The organism is Cytobacillus firmus NBRC 15306, assembly GCF_001591465.1.
Classification (GTDB): Bacteria; Bacillota; Bacilli; order Bacillales; family Cytobacillaceae; genus Cytobacillus; species Cytobacillus firmus.
This window is the reverse complement of sequence record NZ_BCUY01000082.1, coordinates 1-16,043: the sequence shown is the minus strand read 5'-3', so window position 1 is coordinate 16,043 and position 16,043 is coordinate 1. Positions and strand designations below refer to the sequence as shown.

Here is a 16,043-nt window from a genome sequence, read left to right as displayed (position 1 = left end):
ATTGGCTTGTGACCTCGAGGGGGTAGGCGCTGGAGCTAGATGCAAACACCCTTCCACAGAGTTGTTCCCATCGTTCAATATTATATAGTTTCTTATATAATGAAAAAACCCGCCATTGTTGGCGAGCTTTAAATAGTTCGATAATAGGTTATGTACCGGATAGCAAGCGTTGAATGATACCATTCTCCCACACTTGTAAAACACAAGAAAATCTGGATTTCTGCTATCTAAGCTTATTGGATGCCTATTATGCCTCCCTATTAAAAGCTCATACTGACGCAGTATGGTGGTTGGTTCTTGCTATTGTATAAATGTTCAAGACCTCGATTTCCTTATGGTTTATGAACATACTGAATTTAAAAAAGCCTGCACCTCATTCCGTCAGGCAGTAAATTGCCGGGCGCATTTCATATTTCCGGAAGAGGTGCATGAGCTAGACGAGTCAATGTACCAGGCAATGGCGAATCTATTGCTCATCCATCCCTGTTTACTAGCTGTACATGCTCATCGTAACGCTCGTTTTTGGCCTGATTTCGGCGTTCCTGACAAATTAAGGAAGTAGCCGCTTTTATAGAAAAAGGGCAAAGAACAAGTTCAATGAAACCGTCCCGCGCCCTTTCCTTAAAAATTATACTAACTCGATGATTACCATTGGCGCACCGTCTCCACGACGAGGTCCAAGTTTCATAATACGAGTGTATCCGCCTTGGCGCTCTTCATAACGAGTTGCGATGTCGCTGAATAATTTTTGAACTGCATCCTGGTCAGTTTCAGCGTTAGCTACCTCGTTGCGAACAAATGCAGCTGCTTGACGGCGTGCATGCAAGTCGCCGCGCTTTCCAAGAGTGATCATTTTCTCAACAACTGAACGAAGTTCTTTCGCACGAGCTTCAGTTGTTTCGATGCGCTCATTGATGATTAGATCTGTTGCTAAGTCACGCAGCATAGCTTTACGTTGTGAGCTAGTGCGTCCTAACTTTCTGTATCCCATGAAAGTTTCCCTCCTTTGTTGAAGTCATTCAATCTGCTGAAAGCAAACATATAGATAATCAATTAATCTTCATTAATCAATCGTCTTTGCGTAAGCCCAGTCCAAGATCTTCTAATTTATGTTTTACTTCCTCAAGTGACTTTCTGCCAAGGTTACGGACCTTCATCATATCCTCTTCAGTCTTATTGGCTAATTCCTGAACAGTATTGATGCCAGCGCGCTTTAAGCAGTTGTAAGAACGTACAGACAAGTCAAGTTCTTCAATTGTCATCTCAAGTACTTTCTCTTTTTGGTCTTCTTCTTTTTCAACCATGATTTCGGCATTTTGAGCTTCATCAGTTAAACCGACAAAGATATTCAAATGCTCAGTTAAGATCTTCGCTCCAAGTGCAACCGCATCTTGAGGACCTGTACTGCCGTCAGTCCAAACATCGAATGTTAACTTATCATAGTTAGTCATTTGACCCACACGTGTATTCTCTACCTGATAAGAAATACGAGCTACTGGAGTGTAGATGGAGTCGATCGGAATCACACCGATTGGCTGATCTTCTCTCTTGTTTTGGTCAGCTGGTGTATAGCCTCGTCCGCGTCTTGCAGTTAAACGCATGCGCAGGTGGGCATTCGAACCTAGAGTAGCAATATGAAGATCCGGATTCAGGATTTCAACATCGCTGTCATGTGTTACGTCAGCTGCCTTCACTACACCTTCACCCTGAACATCGATTTCCAATGTTTTTTCTTCATCAGAGTAGATTTTAAGTGCTAGTTTTTTAATGTTTAAAATGATAGATGTTACATCTTCTACGACGCCTTCAATTGTTGAGAACTCATGAAGTACCCCATCAATTTGGATCGATGTGACAGCGGCACCTGGGAGTGAGGATAAAAGGATACGACGTAAGGAGTTACCCAAAGTTGTACCATATCCACGCTCAAGTGGCTCGACGACGAACTTGCCGTACTTGGCATCATCGCTGATCTCAACCGTTTCGATTTTTGGTTTTTCTATTTCGATCATCAAAATATACCCTCCTTCAAAACGTCGAAACCCCGGCTAGCAATCTCTAACCGAAATTCCCCCATGTATACGTTCCCGTTTTGTGCACAACAACTGGAATAATTGTTCTGTATAACTAAAAAATTAGTATCATATCCCATTATAGACAAGGATACAAATTCTATACAGAAAAATTATACACGGCGGCGTTTTGGCGGACGACATCCGTTATGAGGAACTGGAGTTACGTCTCTGATAGCAGTAACTTCTAGACCAGCAGCTTGAAGAGCACGGATAGCAGCTTCACGTCCTGCACCAGGTCCTTTAACAGTTACTTCAAGGGTTTTCATACCGTGTTCCTGAGAAGTTTTAGCTGCAGTTTCAGCTGCCATTTGTGCTGCGAATGGAGTAGATTTACGTGAACCTTTGAATCCAAGAGCTCCAGCACTTGACCATGAAATAGCATTTCCATGAACATCAGTGATAGTTACGATTGTGTTGTTGAAAGTAGAACGGATATGTGCAATACCCTGTTCAATATTCTTTTTCACACGACGCTTACGTGTATTAGTTTTACGAGCCATTTAAAGTTACCTCCTTTACCGATTATTTCTTCTTGTTCGCTACAGTCTTACGAGGACCTTTGCGTGTACGAGCGTTGTTTTTTGTGTTTTGTCCGCGAACCGGTAAACCACGGCGATGACGTAGACCGCGATAGCTTCCGATCTCCATTAGACGTTTGATGTTTAGTGAAACCTCACGGCGAAGGTCACCTTCAACTTTCAATTTGTCGATGATGTCACGGATTTTGTTAAGTTCATCTTCTGTAAGATCACGAACACGAGTGTCTTCAGAAACACCAGCTTCAGCCAAAACTTTCTGAGCTGTAGATTTACCAATACCAAAGATATAAGTTAATGAGATTACTACACGTTTTTCACGTGGAACATCTACACCAGCAATACGTGCCATTGTATAAGCGCACCTCCTTCGAATTAACCTTGTTTTTGTTTATGTTTAGGGTTTTCACAGATAACCATTACTTTTCCACGTCTGCGGATAACTTTACACTTTTCGCAGATTGGTTTAACTGATGGTCTTACTTTCATTATCCTAACCTCCTTAATAGTACGGAGTGCAATGATTATTTAAAACGATATGTGATTCTACCGCGTGTTAAATCATATGGAGATAGCTCAACTGTTACTTTATCTCCAGGTAAAATGCGGATGAAGTGCATGCGGATCTTACCGGATACATGAGCTAGCACTGTATGACCATTTTCTAATTCTACCTTAAACATTGCATTTGGCAAAGTATCAACAACTGTGCCTTCTATTTCGATTACATCGTCTTTCGCCATTGAACTTTTTCTCCCTTCTTCATGTCATATACGAATTCATTTACATACTTTGCAAGCGCAAAGCGCAACTTTCCGTTTGTTACACGGCCGGTCTCCTCGAGACTGGTCTGAACTTCTGGAGAGATATAATTAAGCAATTGCAGATGCTGAACGTTCTTTTTCTTCGGGCGATCGAATTTCTTTCTGCCGCCGTCAGCAAGCATAACATACCTTTCATCCAACAACCTTATAATTATAGCATATTGACCAGCATCACGCCCACTTTTGATCAAAACAATTTGACCAGGCTGCGGATTCGTATCAGATCCAAACAATGGAATCACCTGCACCTTAGGCTTTTGTCAGTATTTCATAACCGGATTCAGTGATCGCTATTGTATGCTCAAAATGTGCACACCTTTTACCGTCAACCGTTACAACTGTCCAGTTATCGGATAAGGTTTTAACATAACGACTTCCTGCATTCACCATAGGTTCAATAGCAAGTACCATTCCCGGCTTTAAACGCGGCCCTCTGTTAGGGGGTCCATAATGAGGAATTTGAGGATCCTCATGTAAGTCTTGCCCTATACCATGGCCGACATACTCGCGTACAATGGAAAAGCCATTAGATTCCGCATACGTTTGGATAGCATGGGAGATGTTCGACAAGCGCTCACCCGGTTTTGCTTCTTCAAGGCCCTTATATAATGATTCTTCTGTCACATCCATCAGACGCTCAGATTCCTCATCAATTTGGCCAACAGCATATGTCCAGGCTGAGTCACCATGATAACCGTTATATTTAGCACCGATATCAATGCTGATTATATCACCGTCATTTAAAACTCGATCACCAGGAATGCCATGAACAAGTTCATCGTTAACTGAAGCACAGATGCTGCCGCGGAAACCATTATACCCTTTAAAGGATGGGATTGCATCATGTTTACGGATAAACTTGTCAGCAATAACATCCAGCTCGCGGGTTGTGATTCCGGGTGCAATATGTTTTTTCAGTTCCTGATGTGTAAGTGCTACGATTCTGCCGGCCTCACGCATAATTTCGAGCTCACGCGGGGTTTTGCAAATGATCATTGTAAGCCCCCGAGCAATGCATCAAGATCAGAAAATACTTTGTTAATATCCTGCTGACCGTCAATATTGCGCAGATAACCTTTCGTTTCGTAGAAATCAAGCAACGGTTTTGTTTGTTTAATATTAACGTCAAGTCTATTCTGAACAGTCGCTTCATTATCATCAGCACGCTGATAAAGCTCACCGCCGCAGCGATCGCACACTCCGTCTTTCGCTGGCGGATTGAATACTAAATGATAAGTAGCTCCGCAGTCTTTACAGATGCGGCGTCCTGTAAGACGCTCCATTAGAATGCTCTGATCAACATCAATATTAATAACATAATCAATTTTCTTGTCTAAATCAGAAAGGATGTTTTCAAGGGCATCTGCTTGGGCAACCGTTCTTGGGAAGCCATCCAGCAAAAAGCCTTTTTCGCAATCATCCTTGCTTAATCGTTCACGCACAATGCCGATTGTTACCTCATCAGGAACAAGCTCGCCTTTATCCATGAATGATTTTGCTTTAAGGCCTAGGTCCGTTTCGTCTTTAATAGCCGCACGGAACATATCTCCGGTAGAGATATGAGGGATGCCGTATTTTTGGACGATCTTCTCGGCTTGTGTACCTTTACCGGCACCAGGGAGCCCCATTAAAACTAAATTCACGTCAATTTCCCCCTAGTCTCTAAATGGTATAAGGGAACATGCGTCCCCTACAACCAAATTATTTAATGAAACCTTTATAATGACGCTTAACCAGCTGTGCTTCAAGCTGCTTCATCGTTTCCAGTGCAACACCGACAACGATCAGCAGGCTTGTGCCTCCAATTTGTGCAGATTCAGGCAATCCGGCGATGTTAATGAAGAATACCGGCAGGATTGAAATCACTGTCAAGAAGAGAGCACCCACAAAGGTTAAACGGTATAAGACGCGAGTCAGATATTCCTGCGTATTATTTCCTGGACGGATGCCCGGGATATAACCGCCCTGCTTTTTCAGATTTTCCGCAACTTGTTCCGGGTTCACCTGAATGAAAGCATAGAAATAAGTAAAAGCAATGATTAATGCACTATAGATGACCATTCCGATTGGAGACGTATAGTCAAATATTCTTTGAATCCATAGCGTCACATCATTCTGCTCAAAGAAACCGGCAATGGTTCTTGGCGTGATGATGAATGAAATCGCAAAGATTACTGGAATTACACCAGCTGCATTAACTTTTAACGGAAGATGAGTTGATTGTCCGCCAGCAGAATTATTTCCTGCTGTTACACGCTTAGCATATTGAATAGGAATTTTTCTTAATGCCTGTTGGATAAAGATCGTTCCTACAACAATAGCAATGACTGCGATTAAGATAAGCACAACTGTCACAATGCGAAGGAATAGCGCCTCTCCAGCGTTTTCAAACTGCTGAGCGTAAATTTGGTTAACCGTTGAAGGAATCCCAGCTACGATACCAGCAAAGATAAGGATGGAGATACCATTGCCTACACCTTTTGATGTAATCTGCTCACCAAGCCACATTAGAAATGCAGTTCCGGCAGTCAATACTACGGCAATCAATAGATAAGAAGTGATTCCCGGATTCTCAATCAGCATTCCGCCTGCTAGGTTATTAAACCCATAAGACATACCGAGAGCCTGGATAAAACCAAGCACGATAGTAAAGTAACGGGTAAACTGAGCTAACTTACGGCGTCCGACATCACCCTGCTTTGACCATTCCGTAAACTTAGGAACAACATCCATCTGCAGAAGCTGCACAATGATGGATGCCGTAATATACGGCATGATACCCATTGCAAGGATTGAGAAGTTGAGGAGCGCCCCGCCGCCGAATGTATTCAGAACACCGAATACATTTAGTTCATCCTGGGCTTTTAATAGCTCTGCATTTACGCCCGGTACAGGGATAAATGTACCGATGCGAAATACAATCAGCATTAAAAGGGTGAAAATAATCTTTCGTCTTATATCACCCACACGCATAAAATTGGAGATTGTTTGAAACATTAGATCACCTCAGTTTGACCGCCGGCAGCTTCAATAGCTTCCTTTGCAGCAGAGGAGAATTTATGAGCTTTAACTGTAAGCTTTTTCTCAACTTTGCCTTTTGCAAGAATCTTGATTCCTGCTTTTTCGTTGCTTACTACACCAGTTTCGATAAGAAGCTCAGGAGTTACTTCAGCTCCATCTTCGAAACGGTTTAAAGCATCAAGGTTCACAATCGCGTACTCTTTACGGTTGATGTTAGTGAAACCGCGTTTAGGCAAGCGTTGGAATAAAGGTGTTTGACCACCCTCGAATCCAGGACGGACACCGCCGCCAGAACGAGCGTTTTGACCTTTATGACCCTTACCAGCAGTTTTACCATTACCGGAACCGATACCACGGCCTTTGCGTTTGCGTTCCCCACGAGAACCTTCTGCAGGCTTTAATTCATGAAGTTTCATGTTGGCACCTCCTTATTTGTAGAAGAATAGATTTATTTTTCTTTTACCACAACAAGGTGAGCAACTTTGTTGATCATTCCGCGGATAGCAGGATTATCTTGATGCTCAACTGTTTGGTGCATTTTGCGTAAGCCAAGAGCCTTAACTGTTTCGCGCTGGTCTTGCGGGCGACCAATCACGCTGCGAGTGAGGGTTACTTCTAGTTTATTCGCCATTTGATATCCCTCCTTATCCTAACAGTTCTTCTACTGATTTACCACGTAATTTCGCTACGTCCTCAGCACGTTTTAATTGAGTTAAACCGTTCAAAGTGGCGCGAACCATGTTGATTGGTGTGTTTGTACCTAAAGATTTAGATAGGATATCACCAACACCAGCTAATTCTAGAACCGCACGAACTGGACCTCCGGCTATTACTCCAGTACCTTCAGAAGCAGGCTTAAGAAGGATTTCTCCAGCACCGAAGTGACCGATTACCTGGTGAGGAATTGTAGTTCCAACCATAGGTACTTCGACTAAGTTTTTCTTAGCATCTTCAATAGCTTTGCGGATCGCTTCAGGAACTTCCTGTGCTTTACCTGTACCAAAGCCAACGTGACCGTTTTTGTCACCTACTACTACAAGAGCAGAGAAACGAAAACGACGTCCACCTTTAACAACCTTTGCTACACGATTAACCGTAACTACGCGCTCTTCAAGTTCAAGTTTGTTTGGATCAATACGACGCATCTTTTTGTGTCCCTCCTTTGTCTATTAAAATTCTAAACCATTTTCACGTGCAGCATCAGCTAATGCTTGAACACGTCCATGATATAGATAGCCACCACGATCGAAAACGACAGCTTTTACGCCTTTTTCGATAGCGCGCTTTGCAACTAATTCTCCGACCTTAACTGCTGCATCTACGTTGCCAGTTGCATCAAGGTTCACTTCTTTATCTTGTGTAGAAGCACTTGCTACAGTAACTCCGTTTACATCATCAATAAGTTGAGCATAAATGTGCTTGTTTGAACGATACACATTTAAACGAGGACGAGCCGCAGTTCCAGAAAGTTTCGCACGCACACGAGCATGTCTTTTCTTACGAACCGCATTTTTATCAGCCTTCGTAATCATTTCGGTCACTCCTTTCGTTTACCTAAGCGGCATTACTTACCAGTTTTACCTTCTTTACGACGAACATATTCGCCTTCATAGCGGATACCTTTACCTTTGTAAGGCTCTGGAGGACGAACATCACGGATGTTAGCAGCCAATGCGCCAACACGCTCTTTGCTAGTACCTTTAACAATGATCTTTGTGTTAGAAGGAACTTCAACTTCAATACCTTCTTCAGGCTCGATTTCAACAGGATGAGAGTAACCAACGTTTAAAACAAGCTTTTTGCCTTGTTTTTGAGCACGGTAACCGACACCGATAAGCTCTAGTCCTCTTTCAAATCCTTTTGAGACACCTTCAACCATGTTAGCTAGAAGCGCGCGAGTAGTTCCGTGCAATGCGCGGTGTTCTTTCGCATCAGATGGACGGGAAACGTTGATTACGTTGTCTTCCACCTTGATTTCGATATCCTGGTTGAATGAACGGGAAAGTTCACCTTTAGGACCTTTCACAGTAACAGTGTTATTGTCGTTAGTAACAGTAACACCAGTTGGAATTTCGATTGGTTTTTTACCTATACGAGACATTTAATTGCACCTCCATTCATGAAAAACTCTATTACCAAACGTATGCTAATACTTCTCCGCCGACTTGTTTAGCGCGGGCTTCTTTATCAGTGATAACGCCTTGAGAAGTAGAAACTAGTGCGATTCCAAGACCGTTAAGTACACGAGGTACTTCATCAGCCTTTGCGTATACACGAAGACCAGGCTTACTGATACGCTTAAGACCAGTGATAACGCGTTCGTTGTTTGCACCGTATTTTAGGAAAATGCGGATGATGCCTTGCTTGTTATCCTCGATAAGCTCAACATCACGTACAAAACCTTCACGCTTTAAGATCTCTGCAATTTCTTTCTTGATGTTAGAAGCAGGAACTTCTAATTTTTCGTGACGAACCATGTTCGCATTACGGATGCGAGTTAGCAAGTCTGCAATTGGATCTGTCATGACCATTGTTTTTACCTCCTTCCCATGCTTGGGGTTTACCAGCTAGCTTTTTTCACGCCAGGAATTTGTCCTTTATATGCTAATTCACGGAAACAAATACGACAAAGCTTAAATTTACGGTATACAGAATGTGGACGTCCGCAGCGTTCGCAGCGAGTGTACTCCTGTACCTTGTGTTTAGGCGTGCGTTTTTGCTTCGCAATCATTGACTTTTTAGCCACGTTTTCGCCTCCCTCTATTTAGCGATTACTTTTGGAATGGCATTCCAAATTGAGTTAAAAGTTCACGAGCTTCTTCATCAGTGTTAGCTGTAGTTACGATAACGATATCCATACCACGAACTTTGCTTACTTTATCGTAATCAATCTCAGGGAAGATCAACTGTTCTTTGACACCTAGAGTATAGTTACCACGGCCGTCAAATGACTTCTTAGAGATACCGCGGAAGTCACGTACACGTGGAAGAGATACAGATACTAACTTATCAAAGAACTCATACATGCGCTCTCCACGAAGAGTAACTTTCGCACCGATAGGCATACCTTCACGAAGACGGAAGCCAGCGATTGATTTCTTAGCACGAGTGATAACCGGCTTTTGACCAGTGATCAAAGTTAATTCCTCAACAGCTTTATCTAGTGCTTTAGCGTTTTGAACAGCGTCACCAACACCCATGTTGATAACGATTTTTTCAAGCTTAGGTACTTGCATAACTGATTTATAGTTAAACTTGCTCATTAGAGCAGGAGTAATTTCTTTTGAATGCTTTTCTTTTAGGCGGTTCATTCATTGTACCTCCCTTCTTCTTTAAACTATTTATCTAGAACTTCACCGGATTTTGTTGCAACACGTACTTTTTTGCCATCAACCGTTTTATAGCCTACACGAGTTGGTTCACCAGATTTAGGATCAACAGGCATAACGTTTGATACATGAACAGGTGCCTCTTGGCTGATGATTCCGCCTTGCGGGTTCATCTGAGAAGGCTTAGAGTGTTTCTTTACAATGTTAACTCCTTCAACAAGCACTCGGCTTTGTTTAGGGAACGCTGCAAGAATAACGCCCGTTTTGCCTTTATCCTTACCAGAGATGACCATTACTTTGTCACCTTTTTTCACATGCATCTGTGCGCACCTCCTTAAAGGCAATTTGATTTGTTATTTATAGTACTTCTGGAGCTAAAGATACAATTTTCATGAAGTTGTTTTCACGTAGTTCACGGGCAACCGGTCCGAAGATACGAGTTCCGCGTGGTCCTTTGTCATCACGAATAATTACACATGCGTTTTCATCGAAACGAATGTAAGTACCGTCATTACGGCGTACACCGCTCTTAGTACGAACAACTACCGCTTTAACAACATCACCTTTTTTAACAACGCCACCTGGTGTTGCTTGTTTCACTGTACAAACGATAACATCACCGATGTTAGCAGTTTTGCGGCCAGAGCCACCAAGAACTTTGATTGTAAGTACTTCACGAGCACCAGAGTTGTCAGCAACTTTTAAACGTGATTCTTGTTGAATCATGTGTGTAACCTCCCTTCGGGATAAATCTCCCAACCGAACAATTAGATAATAACTGCTTTTTCAACTACTTCTACAAGACGGAAGCGTTTAGTCGCAGATAGTGGACGAGTTTCCATAATACGAACGATATCGCCAGTTTTTGCTTGGTTTTGCTCATCATGAGCCTTGAACTTTTTAGAGTACTTAACGCGTTTACCGTAAAGTGGATGCTTTTTGTAAGTTTCGACAAGAACCGTTACTGTCTTATCCATTTTGTCAGAAACGACGCGTCCAGTGTAAACTTTGCGTTGGTTGCGTTCACTCATTGTGCGAACCTCCTCTCAATATCACTTGCTAAAGCCGATTTCTCTTTCACGAATAACAGTTTTCATGCGGGCAATCGCTTTGCGTACTTCACGAATGCGAGCTGTGTTTTCAAGTTGTCCAGTCGCCAATTGAAAGCGAAGGTTGAAAAGCTCTTCTTTTAATGATTTTACTTTTTGTTCAATTTCAGCAGTGGTAAGGTCACGAATTTCATTAGCTTTCATTTGATTCACCACCAATTTCTTCTCGTTTTACAAACTTGCACTTAACTGGAAGTTTGTGTGCTGCAAGACGTAATGCTTCACGAGCGATCTCTTCAGATACACCAGCGATTTCGAACATTACTTTACCAGGCTTAACAACTGCAACCCATCCCTCAGGAGCACCTTTACCGGAACCCATGCGGACTTCTAGAGGCTTTGCAGTGTAAGGCTTGTGAGGGAAAATTTGAATCCAAACTTTACCGCCACGTTTCATGTAACGAGTCATTGCAATACGTGCAGATTCAATTTGACGGTTAGTGATCCAAGAAGCTTCTAGAGCTTGAAGGCCATATTCACCGAAGTTTACTTCAGTTCCGCCCTTTGATTGACCACGCATTTTTCCGCGGTGTACACGACGATATTTTACGCGCTTTGGCAATAACATATTATTTGCCTCCTTCCCCAGTTTTCTTCTTCGTAGGAAGGACCTCTCCACGATAGATCCATACTTTTACGCCCAATTTACCGTAAGTTGTATCAGCTTCAGCTGTAGCATAATCGATATCAGCACGAAGAGTATGAAGTGGAACTGTTCCTTCGCTGTATGATTCTGAACGAGCGATATCAGCACCGCCTAAACGACCAGATACCATTGTTTTGATACCTTTAGCGCCAGCGCGCATTGCACGTTGAATAGTTTGTTTTTGAGCACGACGGAAAGATACGCGGTTTTCTAATTGACGAGCAATGTTTTCCGCAACCAATTTCGCATCGATATCAGCTCTTTTAATTTCAAGGATGTTGATGTGAACACGCTTGCCAGTTAATGAGTTAAGTGACTTGCGAAGTGCTTCAACCTCAGTACCACCTTTACCGATAACCATTCCTGGTTTCGCAGTGTGGATAGTGATGTTCAGGCGATTAGCAGCACGTTCGATTTCTACTTTAGAAACAGAAGCATCGCTTAAGCGCTTTGTGATGTACTCACGAACCTTAAGGTCTTCGTGTAAAAGATCAGCATAGTCTTTGCCTGCGTACCATTTTGACTCCCAATCACGGATGACACCGACACGCAAACCGACTGGATTTACTTTTTGACCCACTGATTATCCCTCCTTCTTTTCAGATAAAACGATAGTAATATGGCTAGTGCGCTTGTTGATTTGGCTTGCACGGCCCATAGCGCGAGGACGGAAACGTTTTAAAGTTGGTCCTTCGTCTACGAATGCTTGAGCAACTACCAGGTTGTTAACGTCCATTTCGTAGTTGTGCTCAGCGTTAGCTAGTGCAGATTTTAAAACTTTCTCTACGATTGGAGAAGCAGCTTTAGGTGTTAGGTTTAAAATCGCTACTGCTTCGCCTACTTGCTTTCCTCGAATTAAATCTACGACTAAACGTGCTTTACGAGGAGCAATACGAACTGTTCTTGCAACAGCTTTAGCTTGCATTAGAATGCCCTCCTCTCATTAACGTCTTGTTTTCTTATCATCATTGCCATGGCCTTTGTACGCACGAGTTGGAGCGAATTCTCCAAGCTTGTGGCCTACCATGTCTTCAGTGATGTATACAGGCACATGTTTACGACCATCATAAACTGCGATTGTGTGTCCGATGAATTGTGGGAAGATCGTAGAACGGCGAGACCAAGTTTTAGTTACTTGCTTGCTATCTGTTTCATTAAGCTTTTCGATCTTTTTCATTAAATGTTCATCAACAAAAGGTCCTTTTTTTAAGCTGCGACCCATGATTGAACCTCCCTTCGTGATTGCTCTACGGTTCTTAGTTGGAACCGTAGTACAATCCCGTTATTTTTTACGACGACGTACGATAAATTTGTCTGATTTGTTGTTCTTCTTGCGAGTCTTGTAACCAAGTGTTGGTTTGCCCCAAGGAGTCATTGGAGACTTACGTCCGATTGGCGCACGTCCTTCACCACCACCGTGAGGGTGATCGTTAGGGTTCATTACAGATCCACGTACAGTTGGGCGCTTGCCTAACCAGCGTGAACGACCTGCTTTACCAATGTTAATAAGCTCGTGCTGCTCGTTACCGACTTGACCTACAGTCGCACGGCACTCAGCAAGAATCATGCGAACTTCACCAGAGTTTAAACGAACTAATACGTACTTTCCTTCTTTACCAAGAACTTGTGCAGAAGTACCAGCAGAACGTACTAATTGTCCGCCTTTACCAGGTTTTAATTCGATGTTGTGGATTACAGTACCCACTGGAATGTTAGCTAGCGGAAGTGCATTACCCACTTTGATATCTGCTTCAGGACCAGACATTACTTCCATGCCTACCTGTAAGTTCTTAGGTGCAAGGATGTAGCGCTTTTCTCCATCTACATAGTTAATTAGTGCAATATTTGCAGAGCGGTTTGGATCATATTCGATTGTGGCAACGCGTCCTGGAATGCCATCTTTTGTACGTTTGAAATCGATGATACGATATTGACGTTTATGACCGCCGCCTTGATGACGAACTGTCAACTTACCTTGGTTGTTACGGCCGCCTTTTCTCTTTAAAGGAGCAAGTAAAGACTTTTCTGGTTGGTTAGTCGTGATTTCTGCGAAATCAGAAACCGTCATGCCGCGACGACCATTAGAGGTAGGTTTATACTTTTTAATCGCCATTTCGTTTCCCTCCTCTTCTAGTTATAGTTATTAAGCTTCAAAAAGCTCGATTTCTTGGCTTTCGGCTGTTAATTTAACGATCGCTTTACGGCGTTTGTTAGTGTAACCGCCGAATTTGCCCATACGCTTGAACTTGCCTTTGTAGTTCATGATGTTAACTTTCTCAACTTTAACGCCAAAGATTTCTTCTACAGCGTCTTTAACTTGAGTTTTGTTAGCTCGTACGTCAACTTCGAACGTATATTTTTTATCAGCCATAATATCAGTAGAACGTTCAGTGATTACGGGGCGCTTAATGATTTCGCGTGCATCCATTATGCAAGCACCTCCTCTACTTTTTCAACCGCTGCTTTCGTCATGATAAGCTTATCATGGTTTAAAACATCTAAAACAGTGATTCCAGAAGCAGATACAACTGTTACACCAGGGATGTTACGAGCAGATAATGCTACGTTCTCATCTAGGTCAGCAGTTACGATAAGTGCTTTAGAATCAACAGAAAGACCATTTAATACACCTTTAAAGTCTTTTGTTTTAGGCGCTTCGAAAGCAAGGCCTTCTAATACTAGGATGTTTTCTTCTATCACTTTAGAAGATAACGCAGATTTGATTGCCAGACGGCGAACCTTTTTAGGTAGTTTGTAGCTGTAGCTGCGTGGTACAGGACCAAATACAGTACCGCCTCCGCGCCATTGTGGTGAACGGATAGAACCTTGACGTGCACGGCCTGTGCCTTTTTGGCGCCATGGCTTACGTCCTCCGCCCGCTACTTCAGAACGAATTTTAGTTTTATGAGTCCCTTGACGTAATGAAGCTCTTTGCATAACAACTGCTTCGAATAGTACGTGCTGGTTGGGCTCGATACCAAAGATCGCATCATTAAGTTCGATATCACCAACTTTAGATCCGCTTTGGTTAAACAATGCTACTTTCGGCATTCTGTTTTCCTCCTTTCTGGTTTAAATATTATGCTTTTACCGCACTTTTAATTTTTACTAATGCTTTTCTGGCTCCAGGTACATTACCTTTGATCAAAAGAAGGTTGCGCTCAACATCAACTTTTACGATTTCAAGGTTTTGTACAGTCACTTGCTCTCCACCCATACGTCCAGGTAATAATTTACCTTTGAATACACGGTTTGGAGCTACAGGACCCATTGAACCAGGGCGACGATGGTAACGAGAACCGTGAGCCATAGGCCCGCGAGATTGTCCGTGGCGCTTGATGGCACCCTGGAAACCTTTACCTTTTGAAATTCCTGTTACATCAACAGTATCGCCTTCTGCGAAAATATCAACTTTGACTTCTTGACCAACTTCATATTGTCCTAAATCAGCTCCGCGGAATTCGCGTACGAAGCGCTTAGGAGCAGTGTTTGCTTTAGCAACATGTCCTTTTTCAGGTTTGTTGGACAACTTTTCGCGTTTGTCTTCAAATCCGATCTGGATTGCTTCATATCCATCAGTCTCAACTGATTTCTTCTGAAGAACAACGTTAGCAGCTGCCTCAACTACTGTTACCGGGATAAGATCACCGTTTTCAGCAAATACTTGAGTCATACCAATCTTTCTACCTAAGATTCCTTTGGTCATTTCAGTCACACCTCCTAAGTTTCTTTAGATTATTTATTGATTAAAGTTTAATTTCGATATCTACACCAGACGGTAAGTCTAAACGCATTAGAGAATCAACCGTTTGTGGTGTTGGGTTAACGATGTCGATTAGACGTTTGTGCGTACGCATTTCGAACTGCTCACGAGAGTCTTTGTACTTGTGAACCGCACGTAGGATTGTATAGATAGACTTTTCAGTTGGTAATGGAATCGGACCTGAAACAGCCGCACCAGAACGTTTTGCAGTCTCAACAATCTTTTCTGCTGATTGATCAAGAATTCTGTGATCATACGCTTTTAAACGAATACGAATTTTTTGTTTTGCCATTATTTTCCCTCCTTTTCGCCTATTTTAATATAGACATTCTCCGTGAAAATTTCCCACACACTCGCCATGGCAAAGCGGCCGGGTGTGTCAGCAACCTTTCACATCATCGCAGTCAAAGACCAACATTGTCTATTATACAGAAACAATAAATGAAATGCAACATATATATGTTATTTCTTTTTGTTCCGCACACTTTTACTATTATAACTGCTGCTCATGCAGTTTTCAATATTATCGAAAGAAGTCTAACTATTTGCATTGTGATAAGTTGAATAGAAAATATTATGATCAACATATTATATAGAAGAAATATGATTAAACGCGGAGAATTGATCTCTTTGCGGAAAGTTTGCTCTGCAAGAATTCATTCTAAAATTCATGATTGCAATTTACATTACATCTAAATTAAAATGAGTCCATCTTGTTATATCTGAAAATTAATCTGCAT

The 16,043-nt window shown here is 42.3% G+C and carries 31 protein-coding genes; all 31 read right to left on the bottom strand.

Annotation, left to right across the window (positions count from 1 at the left end; genetic code table 11):
• Nucleotides 1-628: 628 nt before the first annotated feature.
• Entirely contained in the window at nucleotides 629-991 is a 363-nt protein-coding gene (gene rplQ / locus BFI01S_RS17850; protein WP_009336608.1) for a 50S ribosomal protein L17, read from the bottom strand.
• A gap of 76 nt (nucleotides 992-1,067) precedes the next feature.
• Entirely contained in the window at nucleotides 1,068-2,012 is a 945-nt protein-coding gene (locus BFI01S_RS17845; RefSeq protein ID WP_035332273.1) for a DNA-directed RNA polymerase subunit alpha, read from the bottom strand.
• A gap of 173 nt (nucleotides 2,013-2,185) precedes the next feature.
• Nucleotides 2,186-2,575, bottom strand: a complete 390-nt coding sequence (gene rpsK / locus BFI01S_RS17840; protein ID WP_061793805.1) for a 30S ribosomal protein S11 — start codon at nucleotides 2,573-2,575, stop codon at nucleotides 2,186-2,188.
• A gap of 22 nt (nucleotides 2,576-2,597) precedes the next feature.
• A complete protein-coding gene (gene rpsM / locus BFI01S_RS17835) occupies nucleotides 2,598-2,963 on the bottom strand; it encodes a 30S ribosomal protein S13 (RefSeq protein WP_009336605.1) in 366 nt (121 codons plus the stop codon).
• Nucleotides 2,964-2,986: 23 nt separating this feature from the next.
• Nucleotides 2,987-3,100, bottom strand: coding sequence for a 50S ribosomal protein L36 (rpmJ, locus tag BFI01S_RS17830; RefSeq protein WP_000868344.1), 114 nt, complete (start codon nucleotides 3,098-3,100; stop codon nucleotides 2,987-2,989).
• 35 nt (nucleotides 3,101-3,135) lie between these two features.
• Nucleotides 3,136-3,354 (bottom strand): translation initiation factor IF-1, encoded by a 219-nt coding sequence (gene infA / locus BFI01S_RS17825; RefSeq protein ID WP_009336604.1) that lies wholly within the window; start codon nucleotides 3,352-3,354, stop codon nucleotides 3,136-3,138.
• Nucleotides 3,336-3,668: a KOW domain-containing RNA-binding protein gene (locus BFI01S_RS17820; RefSeq protein WP_061793804.1), complete on the bottom strand. Its 333-nt coding sequence runs from the start codon at nucleotides 3,666-3,668 to the stop codon at nucleotides 3,336-3,338. Before BFI01S_RS17820 ends, infA begins: the two co-directional genes overlap by 19 nt.
• Nucleotides 3,669-3,684: 16 nt before the next feature.
• Complete coding sequence (map, locus tag BFI01S_RS17815) at nucleotides 3,685-4,431, bottom strand: type I methionyl aminopeptidase (RefSeq protein WP_061793803.1); 747 nt, start codon at nucleotides 4,429-4,431, stop codon at nucleotides 3,685-3,687.
• Nucleotides 4,428-5,078: an adenylate kinase gene (locus tag BFI01S_RS17810; RefSeq protein WP_061793802.1), complete on the bottom strand. Its 651-nt coding sequence runs from the start codon at nucleotides 5,076-5,078 to the stop codon at nucleotides 4,428-4,430. The genes map and BFI01S_RS17810 overlap by 4 nt, the downstream gene beginning before the upstream one ends.
• A 58-nt stretch (nucleotides 5,079-5,136) precedes the next feature.
• Entirely contained in the window at nucleotides 5,137-6,432 is a 1,296-nt protein-coding gene (gene secY, locus BFI01S_RS17805; protein ID WP_061793801.1) for a preprotein translocase subunit SecY, read from the bottom strand.
• Nucleotides 6,432-6,872, bottom strand: coding sequence for a 50S ribosomal protein L15 (rplO, locus tag BFI01S_RS17800; RefSeq protein WP_061793800.1), 441 nt, complete (start codon nucleotides 6,870-6,872; stop codon nucleotides 6,432-6,434). The genes secY and rplO overlap by 1 nt, the downstream gene beginning before the upstream one ends.
• A gap of 32 nt (nucleotides 6,873-6,904) precedes the next feature.
• Entirely contained in the window at nucleotides 6,905-7,087 is a 183-nt protein-coding gene (rpmD, locus tag BFI01S_RS17795) for a 50S ribosomal protein L30 (RefSeq protein WP_009336598.1), read from the bottom strand.
• A gap of 13 nt (nucleotides 7,088-7,100) precedes the next feature.
• A complete protein-coding gene (rpsE, locus tag BFI01S_RS17790) occupies nucleotides 7,101-7,601 on the bottom strand; it encodes a 30S ribosomal protein S5 (RefSeq protein WP_009336597.1) in 501 nt (166 codons plus the stop codon).
• A 24-nt stretch (nucleotides 7,602-7,625) separates the two neighbouring features.
• Nucleotides 7,626-7,988: a 50S ribosomal protein L18 gene (rplR, locus tag BFI01S_RS17785; RefSeq protein WP_061793799.1), complete on the bottom strand. Its 363-nt coding sequence runs from the start codon at nucleotides 7,986-7,988 to the stop codon at nucleotides 7,626-7,628.
• A gap of 32 nt (nucleotides 7,989-8,020) precedes the next feature.
• On the bottom strand, nucleotides 8,021-8,557 hold the full coding sequence (gene rplF / locus BFI01S_RS17780) for a 50S ribosomal protein L6 (protein WP_061793798.1): 537 nt from the start codon (nucleotides 8,555-8,557) through the stop codon (nucleotides 8,021-8,023).
• 31 nt (nucleotides 8,558-8,588) lie between these two features.
• The gene (rpsH, locus tag BFI01S_RS17775; RefSeq protein WP_061793797.1) at nucleotides 8,589-8,987 is read right to left on the bottom strand and encodes a 30S ribosomal protein S8; all 399 of its coding nucleotides are present in this window, start codon (nucleotides 8,985-8,987) and stop codon (nucleotides 8,589-8,591) included.
• A gap of 29 nt (nucleotides 8,988-9,016) precedes the next feature.
• Nucleotides 9,017-9,202, bottom strand: a complete 186-nt coding sequence (gene rpsN / locus BFI01S_RS17770) for a 30S ribosomal protein S14 (protein ID WP_009336593.1) — start codon at nucleotides 9,200-9,202, stop codon at nucleotides 9,017-9,019.
• A gap of 25 nt (nucleotides 9,203-9,227) precedes the next feature.
• The gene (rplE, locus tag BFI01S_RS17765) at nucleotides 9,228-9,767 is read right to left on the bottom strand and encodes a 50S ribosomal protein L5 (protein WP_026583674.1); all 540 of its coding nucleotides are present in this window, start codon (nucleotides 9,765-9,767) and stop codon (nucleotides 9,228-9,230) included.
• Nucleotides 9,768-9,793: 26 nt separating this feature from the next.
• On the bottom strand, nucleotides 9,794-10,105 hold the full coding sequence (gene rplX / locus BFI01S_RS17760; RefSeq protein ID WP_035332291.1) for a 50S ribosomal protein L24: 312 nt from the start codon (nucleotides 10,103-10,105) through the stop codon (nucleotides 9,794-9,796).
• Nucleotides 10,106-10,142: 37 nt separating this feature from the next.
• Entirely contained in the window at nucleotides 10,143-10,511 is a 369-nt protein-coding gene (gene rplN / locus BFI01S_RS17755; protein ID WP_009336590.1) for a 50S ribosomal protein L14, read from the bottom strand.
• Between the two features lie 41 nt (nucleotides 10,512-10,552).
• Nucleotides 10,553-10,816: a 30S ribosomal protein S17 gene (rpsQ, locus tag BFI01S_RS17750; RefSeq protein ID WP_009336589.1), complete on the bottom strand. Its 264-nt coding sequence runs from the start codon at nucleotides 10,814-10,816 to the stop codon at nucleotides 10,553-10,555.
• Between the two features lie 21 nt (nucleotides 10,817-10,837).
• Nucleotides 10,838-11,038, bottom strand: a complete 201-nt coding sequence (rpmC, locus tag BFI01S_RS17745; protein ID WP_009336588.1) for a 50S ribosomal protein L29 — start codon at nucleotides 11,036-11,038, stop codon at nucleotides 10,838-10,840.
• On the bottom strand, nucleotides 11,028-11,462 hold the full coding sequence (gene rplP, locus BFI01S_RS17740) for a 50S ribosomal protein L16 (RefSeq protein WP_048011516.1): 435 nt from the start codon (nucleotides 11,460-11,462) through the stop codon (nucleotides 11,028-11,030). Before rplP ends, rpmC begins: the two co-directional genes overlap by 11 nt.
• 1 nt (nucleotide 11,463) lies before the next feature.
• Nucleotides 11,464-12,120, bottom strand: coding sequence for a 30S ribosomal protein S3 (rpsC, locus tag BFI01S_RS17735; RefSeq protein WP_009336585.1), 657 nt, complete (start codon nucleotides 12,118-12,120; stop codon nucleotides 11,464-11,466).
• Between the two features lie 3 nt (nucleotides 12,121-12,123).
• Complete coding sequence (rplV, locus tag BFI01S_RS17730; protein ID WP_009336582.1) at nucleotides 12,124-12,465, bottom strand: 50S ribosomal protein L22; 342 nt, start codon at nucleotides 12,463-12,465, stop codon at nucleotides 12,124-12,126.
• Between the two features lie 18 nt (nucleotides 12,466-12,483).
• On the bottom strand, nucleotides 12,484-12,762 hold the full coding sequence (gene rpsS, locus BFI01S_RS17725) for a 30S ribosomal protein S19 (protein WP_061793796.1): 279 nt from the start codon (nucleotides 12,760-12,762) through the stop codon (nucleotides 12,484-12,486).
• Between the two features lie 60 nt (nucleotides 12,763-12,822).
• The gene (rplB, locus tag BFI01S_RS17720) at nucleotides 12,823-13,653 is read right to left on the bottom strand and encodes a 50S ribosomal protein L2 (protein WP_035332294.1); all 831 of its coding nucleotides are present in this window, start codon (nucleotides 13,651-13,653) and stop codon (nucleotides 12,823-12,825) included.
• Between the two features lie 30 nt (nucleotides 13,654-13,683).
• A complete protein-coding gene (gene rplW, locus BFI01S_RS17715) occupies nucleotides 13,684-13,968 on the bottom strand; it encodes a 50S ribosomal protein L23 (RefSeq protein ID WP_061793795.1) in 285 nt (94 codons plus the stop codon).
• A complete protein-coding gene (rplD, locus tag BFI01S_RS17710; protein WP_061793794.1) occupies nucleotides 13,968-14,591 on the bottom strand; it encodes a 50S ribosomal protein L4 in 624 nt (207 codons plus the stop codon). Before rplD ends, rplW begins: the two co-directional genes overlap by 1 nt.
• 28 nt (nucleotides 14,592-14,619) lie before the next feature.
• Complete coding sequence (gene rplC, locus BFI01S_RS17705) at nucleotides 14,620-15,246, bottom strand: 50S ribosomal protein L3 (RefSeq protein ID WP_061793793.1); 627 nt, start codon at nucleotides 15,244-15,246, stop codon at nucleotides 14,620-14,622.
• A 40-nt stretch (nucleotides 15,247-15,286) separates the two neighbouring features.
• Complete coding sequence (rpsJ, locus tag BFI01S_RS17700; RefSeq protein WP_009336571.1) at nucleotides 15,287-15,595, bottom strand: 30S ribosomal protein S10; 309 nt, start codon at nucleotides 15,593-15,595, stop codon at nucleotides 15,287-15,289.
• Nucleotides 15,596-16,043 lie beyond the last annotated feature (448 nt).

Excerpts from the sequence above, each read along its gene's own strand:
- rplQ (WP_009336608.1), bottom strand. The coding sequence starts at position 991 with ATGGGATACAGAAAGTTAGGACGCACTAGCTCACAACGTAAAGCTATG.
- BFI01S_RS17845 (WP_035332273.1), bottom strand. The coding sequence starts at position 2,012 with ATGATCGAAATAGAAAAACCAAAAATCGAAACGGTTGAGATCAGCGAT.
- rpsK (WP_061793805.1), bottom strand. The coding sequence starts at position 2,575 with ATGGCTCGTAAAACTAATACACGTAAGCGTCGTGTGAAAAAGAATATT.
- rpsM (WP_009336605.1), bottom strand. The coding sequence starts at position 2,963 with ATGGCACGTATTGCTGGTGTAGATGTTCCACGTGAAAAACGTGTAGTA.
- rpmJ (WP_000868344.1), bottom strand. The coding sequence starts at position 3,100 with ATGAAAGTAAGACCATCAGTTAAACCAATCTGCGAAAAGTGTAAAGTT.
- infA (WP_009336604.1), bottom strand. The coding sequence starts at position 3,354 with ATGGCGAAAGACGATGTAATCGAAATAGAAGGCACAGTTGTTGATACT.
- map (WP_061793803.1), bottom strand. The coding sequence starts at position 4,431 with ATGATCATTTGCAAAACCCCGCGTGAGCTCGAAATTATGCGTGAGGCC.
- secY (WP_061793801.1), bottom strand. The coding sequence starts at position 6,432 with ATGTTTCAAACAATCTCCAATTTTATGCGTGTGGGTGATATAAGACGA.
- rplO (WP_061793800.1), bottom strand. The coding sequence starts at position 6,872 with ATGAAACTTCATGAATTAAAGCCTGCAGAAGGTTCTCGTGGGGAACGC.
- rpmD (WP_009336598.1), bottom strand. The coding sequence starts at position 7,087 with ATGGCGAATAAACTAGAAGTAACCCTCACTCGCAGCGTGATTGGTCGC.
- rpsE (WP_009336597.1), bottom strand. The coding sequence starts at position 7,601 with ATGCGTCGTATTGATCCAAACAAACTTGAACTTGAAGAGCGCGTAGTT.
- rplR (WP_061793799.1), bottom strand. The coding sequence starts at position 7,988 with ATGATTACGAAGGCTGATAAAAATGCGGTTCGTAAGAAAAGACATGCT.
- rplF (WP_061793798.1), bottom strand. The coding sequence starts at position 8,557 with ATGTCTCGTATAGGTAAAAAACCAATCGAAATTCCAACTGGTGTTACT.
- rpsH (WP_061793797.1), bottom strand. The coding sequence starts at position 8,987 with ATGGTCATGACAGATCCAATTGCAGACTTGCTAACTCGCATCCGTAAT.
- rplE (WP_026583674.1), bottom strand. The coding sequence starts at position 9,767 with ATGAACCGCCTAAAAGAAAAGCATTCAAAAGAAATTACTCCTGCTCTA.
- rplX (WP_035332291.1), bottom strand. The coding sequence starts at position 10,105 with ATGCATGTGAAAAAAGGTGACAAAGTAATGGTCATCTCTGGTAAGGAT.
- rplN (WP_009336590.1), bottom strand. The coding sequence starts at position 10,511 with ATGATTCAACAAGAATCACGTTTAAAAGTTGCTGACAACTCTGGTGCT.
- rpsQ (WP_009336589.1), bottom strand. The coding sequence starts at position 10,816 with ATGAGTGAACGCAACCAACGCAAAGTTTACACTGGACGCGTCGTTTCT.
- rpmC (WP_009336588.1), bottom strand. The coding sequence starts at position 11,038 with ATGAAAGCTAATGAAATTCGTGACCTTACCACTGCTGAAATTGAACAA.
- rplP (WP_048011516.1), bottom strand. The coding sequence starts at position 11,462 with ATGTTATTGCCAAAGCGCGTAAAATATCGTCGTGTACACCGCGGAAAA.
- rplV (WP_009336582.1), bottom strand. The coding sequence starts at position 12,465 with ATGCAAGCTAAAGCTGTTGCAAGAACAGTTCGTATTGCTCCTCGTAAA.
- rpsS (WP_061793796.1), bottom strand. The coding sequence starts at position 12,762 with ATGGGTCGCAGCTTAAAAAAAGGACCTTTTGTTGATGAACATTTAATG.
- rplB (WP_035332294.1), bottom strand. The coding sequence starts at position 13,653 with ATGGCGATTAAAAAGTATAAACCTACCTCTAATGGTCGTCGCGGCATG.
- rplW (WP_061793795.1), bottom strand. The coding sequence starts at position 13,968 with ATGGATGCACGCGAAATCATTAAGCGCCCCGTAATCACTGAACGTTCT.
- rplD (WP_061793794.1), bottom strand. The coding sequence starts at position 14,591 with ATGCCGAAAGTAGCATTGTTTAACCAAAGCGGATCTAAAGTTGGTGAT.
- rplC (WP_061793793.1), bottom strand. The coding sequence starts at position 15,246 with ATGACCAAAGGAATCTTAGGTAGAAAGATTGGTATGACTCAAGTATTT.
- rpsJ (WP_009336571.1), bottom strand. The coding sequence starts at position 15,595 with ATGGCAAAACAAAAAATTCGTATTCGTTTAAAAGCGTATGATCACAGA.